Source organism: Streptomyces sp. C, from assembly GCF_000158895.1.
Taxonomy (GTDB): domain Bacteria; phylum Actinomycetota; class Actinomycetes; order Streptomycetales; family Streptomycetaceae; genus Streptomyces; species Streptomyces racemochromogenes.
Genome location: NZ_GG657752.1, coordinates 166,904 through 175,716, shown reverse-complemented (window position 1 = coordinate 175,716; position 8,813 = coordinate 166,904). Strand labels below are relative to the sequence as shown.

9 protein-coding genes are annotated in these 8,813 nt (G+C 74.9%); 6 read left to right on the top strand and 3 right to left on the bottom strand.

Features of this window, described 5'->3' with window-relative positions:
• The 5 genes from SSNG_RS37025 to SSNG_RS37005 form a co-directional block, all read left to right on the top strand.
• The coding region (locus tag SSNG_RS37025; RefSeq protein ID WP_129593443.1) for an acyltransferase domain-containing protein at positions 1 to 1,490 on the top strand (1,490 nt) is incomplete at its 5' end.
• A 5-nt stretch (positions 1,491 to 1,495) separates the two neighbouring features.
• Entirely contained in the window at positions 1,496 to 2,536 is a 1,041-nt protein-coding gene (locus SSNG_RS37020) for a 3-oxoacyl-ACP synthase III family protein (protein WP_128637679.1), read from the top strand.
• The gene (locus tag SSNG_RS37015; RefSeq protein ID WP_128637678.1) at positions 2,533 to 4,596 is read left to right on the top strand and encodes an HAD-IIIC family phosphatase; all 2,064 of its coding nucleotides are present in this window, start codon (positions 2,533 to 2,535) and stop codon (positions 4,594 to 4,596) included. Before SSNG_RS37020 ends, SSNG_RS37015 begins: the two co-directional genes overlap by 4 nt.
• Positions 4,571 to 4,852, top strand: a complete 282-nt coding sequence (locus tag SSNG_RS37010) for an acyl carrier protein (RefSeq protein WP_007269120.1) — start codon at positions 4,571 to 4,573, stop codon at positions 4,850 to 4,852. The genes SSNG_RS37015 and SSNG_RS37010 overlap by 26 nt, the downstream gene beginning before the upstream one ends.
• Complete coding sequence (locus SSNG_RS37005) at positions 4,849 to 5,697, top strand: 4'-phosphopantetheinyl transferase superfamily protein (RefSeq protein WP_007269119.1); 849 nt, start codon at positions 4,849 to 4,851, stop codon at positions 5,695 to 5,697. Before SSNG_RS37010 ends, SSNG_RS37005 begins: the two co-directional genes overlap by 4 nt.
• A 48-nt stretch (positions 5,698 to 5,745) precedes the next feature.
• Here SSNG_RS37005 and SSNG_RS37000 read toward each other — a convergent pair whose 3' ends face one another.
• Together SSNG_RS37000 and SSNG_RS36995 are read right to left on the bottom strand one after the other, a co-directional pair.
• On the bottom strand, positions 5,746 to 6,738 hold the full coding sequence (locus SSNG_RS37000) for an AfsA-related hotdog domain-containing protein (RefSeq protein WP_007269118.1): 993 nt from the start codon (positions 6,736 to 6,738) through the stop codon (positions 5,746 to 5,748).
• A 105-nt stretch (positions 6,739 to 6,843) separates the two neighbouring features.
• Positions 6,844 to 7,875: a LuxR C-terminal-related transcriptional regulator gene (locus SSNG_RS36995; protein ID WP_007269117.1), complete on the bottom strand. Its 1,032-nt coding sequence runs from the start codon at positions 7,873 to 7,875 to the stop codon at positions 6,844 to 6,846.
• Positions 7,876 to 8,110: 235 nt separating this feature from the next.
• On the opposite strand from SSNG_RS36995, the gene SSNG_RS42820 reads away from it, so the two are divergent.
• Complete coding sequence (locus SSNG_RS42820) at positions 8,111 to 8,254, top strand: hypothetical protein (protein ID WP_165365101.1); 144 nt, start codon at positions 8,111 to 8,113, stop codon at positions 8,252 to 8,254.
• Between the two features lie 198 nt (positions 8,255 to 8,452).
• On the opposite strand, the gene SSNG_RS36990 is transcribed toward SSNG_RS42820, so the two are convergent.
• The coding region (locus SSNG_RS36990) for a response regulator transcription factor (protein ID WP_206731442.1) at positions 8,453 to 8,813 on the bottom strand (361 nt) is incomplete at its 5' end.

Here is an 8,813-nt window from a genome sequence, read left to right as displayed (position 1 = left end):
CGCTGCGCGCGGCGGCCGAGGACGGGCGGCTGGCCGCCGGGATCGCCGACCGGGCCTGGCGTCCGCCGGTGATCGGGTTCCTCTTCAGCGGCCAGGGCGTCCAGGAGCCGGGGATGACGGCCGCCCTGTACCGGCAGTCGCCGCTGTACCGGCGCCGGCTGGACGAGGCCGACGCGGCGCTCGCCCCGCACCTGGGCGGTTCGGTGCGGGACCTGCTCCTCGGCGGGGATCCGGCCCTGCACCGGACCCGGTGGGCGCAGCCCGCCCTGTTCGCCGTCGGCCACGCGCTGGCGGCCACGCTGAGCGACCTCGGCGCGGGGCCGCACGTCGTGCTCGGGCACAGCGTCGGGGAGTTCGCGGCGGCCGTGAGCGCCGGGGTGCTCACGCTGGAGGAGGCGGCCCGGCTGGTCGCGGAGCGGGCCCGGCTGATGGACGCGCTGCCGGAAGGCGGCGGCATGCTGGCGGTGCGGGCGGGGCGGGAGGCGGTCGAGGAGTTCCTCGACCCCGGGCGGGGGGTGTCCCTCGCGGCGGTCAACGGCCCGCGGAACACCGTCCTGTCGGGCGGACTGGCGGAGCTGGAACGGGTCGCCGGGGTGCTGCGCGGGCGGGGTGCGCACTGCCGTGCGGTCGGCGTCCCGCACGCCTTCCACTCGCCGCTGATGGATCCCGTGCTGGAGCCGCTGGCCGCGGCCGCCGCGGGGATCACGCCCGCCGCGCCGCGCATCCCCCTCGCCTCCACCCGGTACGGGCGGCTGCTGGCCGACGAGCCGATGGACGGTGCCTACTGGGCCGCGCAGGCGGCCGGGCCGGTGCTGTTCGCGGACGCGCTGGCCGACCTGGTGGCGCGGACCGCCCCGACCGCGCTCGTGGAGATCGGCCCGGCGCCGCAGCTGGTCCAGCTGGCGGGACGGTCCGGGCTGGCCGACGGGATCCGGCTGCTGCACCCGTCGCCGGGCAGGGAGGCGACGGCCCGCGACCTGGCCGAGACCGTCGCCGCGCTGTACCGCTCCGGGCTGGAGCCGCAGTGGGACGAGCTGTACGAGCCCGCCTGGCGGACCACCGAGCGGCTGCCCCCGTACGCCTTCTCCACCGAACACCGCTTCTGGCACGCCGCGGCGGCCCGCCCGCAGGCCCCCTCGGGTCCGGCGGCGGCCCCGGCGGCGACCCCGGCCGGGGCGGTCGCCGGACCGGTGCCGGCCGCCGCGGGAGGGGGCGGACGCGACGGGTCCGCGGACCCGGTGCTGGCCGCCGTCGTGGGGGCCGTGGTGGAGGTGGGCGACTACGCGCCCGAACGGGTCGACCGGAACTCCAGGTTCTATGAGGACCTCGGCTTCGACTCTGTAATGATCATGCAACTCAAGGACCGGATCGAGACCTCGCTGCCGCAGGCCGGCGGCATCGCGGTCCAGCAACTCCTGCCCGCGCTGCGCTCGGTGGGCACCCTGGCCGACTTCGTCGGCGAGTGGATCAGTGTGGGGGTACGACCGTGACACCAGTGACCGAAAGCGCCCTGTACGTCGTGGGCACGGGCACCGCGCTGCCCGGCGACCCGGTGGACAACACCACGCTGGGCAAGGTGTTCGGGATCAGCGAGGAGTGGATCGACCTCTTCGTGGGGACCCGCAGCCGCCACTTCTGCTGGGACCTGGGCACCGGCACCCTCACCCACAGCCTCGCCGACCTGTGCGCCGAGGCCGCCGGGCGCGCGCTGGCGGGCTCCGGGCTCGCCCCCGCAGACCTCGACTTCCTGATCCTGGCCACCGCCACGCCCGACACCCTGCTGCCCACCACCGCGACGGTGGTGGCCGACCGGCTGGGCCTCAGCCACCTGCCCGCCTTCCAGCTGCAGGCGGGCTGCTCGGGCGCCGTGCAGGCGCTGGACGTGGCCCGTGCGCTGCTCGCGGGCGGCCACCGGGCCGGGCTCGTCGTCGGCGGGGACGTCACCGACCGGTTCCTGGACCCGGGGCGCGAGGCGGTCAGCCTGCCCACCGAGGAGCTCGTCAACTACGTGCTGTTCGGCGACGGGGCGGGAGCGGCCGTGGTGGCCTCGGAGCCCGTGGGCGAGGCCATCGCCGTACGCGGTCTGCTGCACCGTTTCACCGGCCGGGGGCGCGCCCCCGGCCAGATCGTCGACTGGCAGGGCGTGGCCCGCCACACCGTCGGCCGGCAGATGCTGTTCGAGGACTACAAGGCCATCGAGGAGAGCGTCCCCGCCATGGCCTCGGAGATCTTCTGGGAGCTGCTGACCGCCTCCGGCTGGTGCCGCGAGGACCTCGACTACGTCCTGCCCCCGCAGCTCTCGGGCCGGATGACGGCCCGCATCACCGAGCACCTGGACGTACCGGAGCTGCGTGAGGTGTCCTGCGTGGCGGACACCGGGAACACCGGCAACGCCCTGCCGCTGATCCAGCTCGACCGGCTCGCGGGGGAGCTGGGCGACGGTGAGCGGGCCCTGGCGGTGGTGGTCGAGTCCAGCAAGTGGATCAAGGGCGGGCTGGCGCTGGAGCGGGTCCCGGAGACGGACGGCGCCGGATGACCGCCCCCGCCTCCCCCGCCACCGCCGCCGCGTCCGCCGCGTCCGCCACGGCCGCCACGCCCGCCACCACCGCCACGCCCGCCGTGTCCGCCACGCCCGCCGCGCCCGCCGCGCCCGCGGGTCCCGCAGCTCCCCCCGACCCGGTCCGGGAGCTGCGCGCCCTGCGCCGGGCGGGCCGGCTCGCCGCGGAATGGCCCCGCGTCGCCCCGCTGCTGGCCGAGCTGACCGACCACGGGGACCGCGAGCCCGAGGCCGTCCGCACCGACCTGGTGCGGGCCGGCCGGGTCCTGGCGGCGCTCCCGGCCGCCGAGGTCCTCGCCCACCACCCGGACGCCCCCCGCGTCACGGTCGCCGTCACCGGACACTCCACCCTGGTCCAGCTCACCGACCCGCTGGCCGCCGAGCTGGCCCGGCACGGGCTGCTCCCCCAGGTGCTGTCCGGGGACCACGGCGCCTACCTGCGCGACCTGCTCGACGGCGGCGAACTGCGCGGCCGGCGGCCCGACCTGACGCTGTGCGTACTCGACGCGGGTGCCGTCTTCGACGAGCTCCCGGAGCCGTGGACCTGGCAGGACGTGGAGACCGGCTGCGCCCGGCTGCTGGAGCGGCTGCGCGCGGTCGCCGCCGCGCACGCCTCGGACCCCGCGGGTCCGCTCGTCCTGAACACCCTGCCCCTGCCCCGGATCCGGCTCCAGCAGCTCGTCGGACAGCGGGAGCGGGCCCTGCTCGCGGCGGTGTGGCGGGAGTTCAACGCCCGGCTGCTGCGGCTGGCCGCCGAGCACCCGACGGTGGCCGTGGTCGACCTGGAGCCGCTGATCGCCGACGGCGGCCCGGCCGCGGACCCGCGCCTGGCCCTGTACACGCACGCCCCGTACACCGAGCAGCTGCTCGCCGCCTACGCCCGGGAGGCCGTGCACGTGCTGCGCGCCCACCGGGGCATGACCCGCAAGTGCCTGGTCCTGGACCTGGACGACACCCTGTGGGCGGGGATCCTCGGCGACGACGGCCCCGAGGGGATCACGGCCGCCGCCGGCACCCTGGCCGGGGAGCCGCACGCGGCCCTGCAGCGGACGGCGCGGCAGCTCGCCGCCCAGGGGGTGCTGCTCGCGGTCAGCAGCAAGAACGATTCCGCTCCGGTCCTCGGCGTGCTCCGCGACCACCCGGACATGGTGCTGCGCGAGCGGGACTTCGTACGCGTCCACGCCAACTGGGAGCCCAAGGACGGCAACCTGCGCGACATCGCCGCCGCCCTCGGCATCGGCGCCGACGCGCTGGTCTTCGCCGACGACTCCCCCGCCGAACGCGCCCTGGTGCGGGCCCGGCTGCCCGCCGCCGCCGTGGTGCCGCTGGGCACCGAACCGGCCCTGCACGTCACCCGGCTGCTGGCCGACGGCTGGTTCGACACCCCCCGGCTGACCGGCGACGACCTCGCCCGGACCGCCCGCTACCACGAGGCGGCCGCCCGCGCGGAGCTGGAGCGCGGCAGCGGATCGTACGAGGAGTACCTGCGGGGTCTGGGCGTCCGCGTCCGGATCGCGCCGCCGCGGCCGCACGAGCGGGACCGGATCGTCCAGCTGTCGCTGCGCACCAACCAGTTCAACCTCACCGGCGAGCGGCTCGGCGCGGACCGCGCCGCCGCCCTCGCCGCCGACCGGGCGGCCCTGCTGCTGGGGGTGCACGTCGGCGACCGGTTCGGCGACAGCGGCCTGGCGGGCGCGGTCCTCGGCCGGTACGCGGAGGACGGGCTCCACCTGGACGGCTTCTGGCTCAGCTGCCGGGTGTTCGCGCGCGGGGTCGAGCAGGCCGTCCTCGCGACCCTGCTGGCGCACGCGGCGGCCCGCGGCCTGCCGGCCGTGCACGCCCGCCACCGGCCGACCGCCAAGAACGGCAGGGCGGCCGGCTTCTACCCCTCACTGGGATTCACCGAGACCGCCGGGGACCCCGACGGCACCCTGCACTACCGCCACGACCTGGCCCAACTGCCCCCCGTACCCGAACACCTGACCACCGATCCACGCCTCGGAGGGGACGACGATGAGCCTGCCGGAACCACCCGCTGATCTCCCGGGCTTCCTCGCCCTGATCGGCGACGAACTCGGACTGGAGCTGACCGAGGAGCAGGCCCGCGCCGACCTGGACGCCCTGCCGTCCTGGGACTCCGTGCACCTGCTCCGGCTGGTCATGCTGATCGAGCAGGAGACGGGGAGCCGCGTGCCCGTCTCCGCCGTGCTGCGGGCCCGCAGCATCGCGCAGATCCACACCGAGGTCCTGGCCGCCTCCGGCGCCCGGCCCGTGCCCCGGGGCGGTGCGCTGTGAACGCTCCGGCGTCCCTGCCTCCGGGCGAGCCGATCGCGGTGCGCGCCGAGGGCACCGACTGGGGGGCGGTCCGCGCGGACCTGCGCACCCACGGGACGGCCCTGGTGCACGGCACCCTCGCGGACTGGCGCCCCCGGGACCCCGACGGGCCGGCGCTGCGCGCCGTGCTGGGCCGCGACTGGGCCCGCTACAGCGGCATGGTGCACGAGGACATCCGGGAGCGGTACGCGGCCTCGCGCCGGCTCCTCAAGCACGCGGCCGCGGCCGCCCTGCACGCCGACGCGGCGGACCTCGAACTCACCTACGGGCCCACCGGGCGGCCGTACCTGCGGGGCTGCGACCAGATCGACATCAGCCTCAGCCACACCGGGGACCTGCTGCTGGTGGGCCTGACGACGCGCGGGCTCGTCGGCGTCGACGCGGAGCTCGCGGACCGCCAGATCTACAGCAAGGGCCTGGACCGGCACATCTGCACCCCGGCCGAGCGCCTGCACCTCACCGGGCTGGACCCGGCGGACCGCAATCCGCGGCTGGTGCGGCTGTGGACCCTGAAGGAGGCCTACAGCAAGGCCATCGGGCAGGGCATGCAGTTCCGGTTCACCGAGTTCGGCTTCGGGCCGGACGACCGGCCGGCCCGTGTGCACCGGCCGGACGGGACTCCCGGCTCGGGCGCCGAGTGGGCCTTCCGCACGTACGGCCTCGACGTCGGCGGCGTCGCGTTCTGCGTCAGCGCGGCCGTGTACGACGCGGGGCTGGGCCGCACCCTGGACACCGAGATCACCACGATGCTCGACGCCGAGGCCGCCGAGGCCCTGGGGCGGGCGCTGCGGGCCGCCGCCTGCTGACGCCTCCTAGTTTGACGACAGGCCCTCGGCGGCGGTGGTCCGCTCCCGTCAGTGGTCCTCCACGACCACGGTGGTCGCCTCCAGGACGGTACGGCCGGCCTGGGTGAGGGTCAGGGTGAGGGGTGCCGTGCGCCGGCCCGCGGCGTCCCGTCCCGGTCTGCCGGTCACCGCGGCGCAGCGCAACGGCAGGTCGGCCTCCGCGTATCCGCGGACGTGGACCTGGAGCGAGGCGAGGGCGCTGCGCCCGGGTTCGAGGCAGTGGCCGCGTCCCACGGCGAGCAGGGACGTCTGGCGCAGGGATTCCAGCAGCGCCGGCGCGGGCACGTGCCCGTCGCGCGCGGCGCTCTCGCCGAGCCAGTGCGGGGGCACGGACACCCCGACGGACAGCCGGCCGTCGCGGGGTCCGGAGGGGTCGTGCAGCAGGACGTTGGCCGGATCGCGGCGTCCCACCTCCTCGGGATCGACCGGGGCGCCGGCGGCGGCCGGGCGGTCCTGTCCCGCGACCGAGGAGAGCGCGGCCAGCCGGCTGTGCTCGCGGTGGTTGCGGTGCACCATCGGGGCGAGGAAGACCAGGTTCGCGGTGCCCGTGCCGCAGGGCACGTCGTCGATCTCCAGTGCGGTGCGGAACTCCAGTGCGCGCGGCACCCCGTCGATGACCTTGTCGGGGCGGACGCTCATCGTGGTGGCCAGCCGCGCGGGGGCGGCTCCGGGCCGGGTGCGCCACGGTCCGATGTCACTGACCTCGATGCCCACCCGGTAGAAGATGCCCGTGCGGTTGCCGGGCACCCGGAAGTGGGTGCGGCCGATGAACTCGCCGACCTCGCGGAGCATGTCGGCGGCCGCCACCACGTCGTGGAAGTGCGCCGGGCCGTCGTCGAACAGCGGATGACCGGACGTCAGGTCGCCCAGCAGGACGAACTCCTCCGCCACGGGCGGCGCGGCGGCACCGCCGTGCCGCTCCCAGGGCTGCGGACGGTGCACCAGGTGCCGTGCGGCGGCCCTGGCGGCAGTCGGTCCCGCGGCGATGACGGCGGTGTCCATGGCTGGCCCTCCCTCCGGCCCCGCCGGGTGCCGGGGCCGCAGGCACCAGGCTGCCGGGGGTCCGGCGGAGGGAACCAGCCGTGGGGCCTGGCAGGTTGCTGTCCGTCAGCTAGTACCCAGCCCGGCGGCCTCTCCCGCGGCCGCTCCCGAGGGGGAGAAGTCGGCGCCGAGGAGCCCGTAGAGCGCGACGTTGACTCCGGTCTGGAACCTGCTGGTGGACTCCATCTCCTCCATGATCCGGGCGATGTGGCGGCGGCAGGTGCGTACCGACATGCCGAGCCGGCGGGCCACCATCTCGTCCTTGTGGCCCTGCGCCATGAGCCGGATGATCGACCGCTTGAGGTCGTCGGCGATGTCGGTGGCGTCCTCCTCCCCCGGGGTGAACGGCGCGGCCCCCGCCCACATGTGGTCGTAGACCTTGCACAGGAAGGCGACGAGCGTGGGCTCGCGGACCACGATGGCGCCCGGGGAGCGGCCCTCCACGTGCTGCTCGGGCAGGAAGGCGACCTCGCGGTCGTAGATGAGCATCCGGTCGACCAGTTCGTCCGTGGTGCGCACGTCGGCGCCCTCGGCCGTGACCGCGCGCACGTAGTCGGTCGTCGCCAGGTCGCTGCGGACGGTGTGCTGGTACAGGTGCCGGACGTGCACGCCGCGGTGCAGCCGGTCGAGGGTCAGCGGCAGGGCCGTCTCCATGGCGCCGGGCCGGCGGGAGCCCCCCGGCTGGGAGGTCAGCAGCTCGACGCGGCAGCGCGTACCCCATTCGTCCAGCATCGACTGGAGCACTCCCACGTCACTGATGACGTCGAAGGCCTCCGCCTGATTGCGCCTGCGGCGCGTCTCGAAGTAGGCGGGCAGCAGTCCCAGCATCTGCGTCTTGACGCTGCTCACCGCCTGCTGCATCTCGCGGATCTCGGCCTCGGCCGGTCCCACCAGGTCCGCCGCCGCCGCGTCCGGGCTCACCGGGACCAGCTCGTCCGGCCGGCCGGGCATCGGCCGGAGCAGGCGGAGCGTGGTGAGCGCCTCCTCCACCCGGCCGGCCTCCTGCTCCGTCACCCCCAGAGCGGACGCGACCTCCGCACGGACGAAACGCCCCAGCAGGACGGCGTGCTGATAGGCGGACGCACTCGCGTCGTCCAACTCTCCGAACCCGGCCCCGTGTAGGGAACTCCCCGACATCCCGTTTGACACCCCCATGTGCTGACAGGACTTGCTGCCAGGCAACTTTACGCATGCCCTTTTGGCTTGGAGCCGCCGTGTCCGCTGGTCAGGATGTTCCTGCAAACAAAAGTTGTCGACACGGGGGTTAGACATGAGCAGCGCTTCCATCCGAAATGCCACAACCGCCATCGTTCTCGCGTTCGGTGTATGGGGGATGGCCTGGACCAATGCGGCCCAGGCGTCCGAGGCCGTTACCAAGATCACGGTGACCGCGCCGAAGAACCTCGCCGACCTGCGCGTGAGCGAGGCGGTCGTCAACTGCCCGATGGACGACCGCTGGGAGCTCACCTGCCCCTGAACCGCATCCTTTAGCAGGCCACAAGCGCGCGGGGGCATGATCCGGGGCACGGGCTCCCGGATCCCCCGCCGGTAGAGCCGGACCGTTCGCCCCGCTGGTTTTCGGAAAAACTTTTCCGAAACCGGCGGGGCTTCGGCATGAATAAGGCCAAAGGAATACACAAAACATACCGCCCGTGGCACTTGCATCCGGCGGTAGTCAACGGATATTGGCACTCAACCCGACGACGTGTGCGACCTGGGTCCGGGAATTCATCCCGAGCTTCTTGAAGATCCGGCTCATATACGTCTCCACGGTCTTCACGCTGATGTCCAGCCGGGCCGCTATCTGCTGGTTCGTACGCCCTTCCCCCACCAGCCCGGTGACGACGCGCTCCCGCTCGCTGAGCAGGGACAGCCGGCTCGCGTCGGGGGGCCCGCCCGGGTGCGCCCCGGTGCGGCGCTCCGCCTCCCGGGCGGCTGCCGCGAGAGCGGGCACCGCGGTATGTTCCGCGAGCGCGGCCGCCAGCCGGACGCGCGCCCGTGCCCCCTCGGTGTCGCCGGCGGCCGCCGCGGCCTCC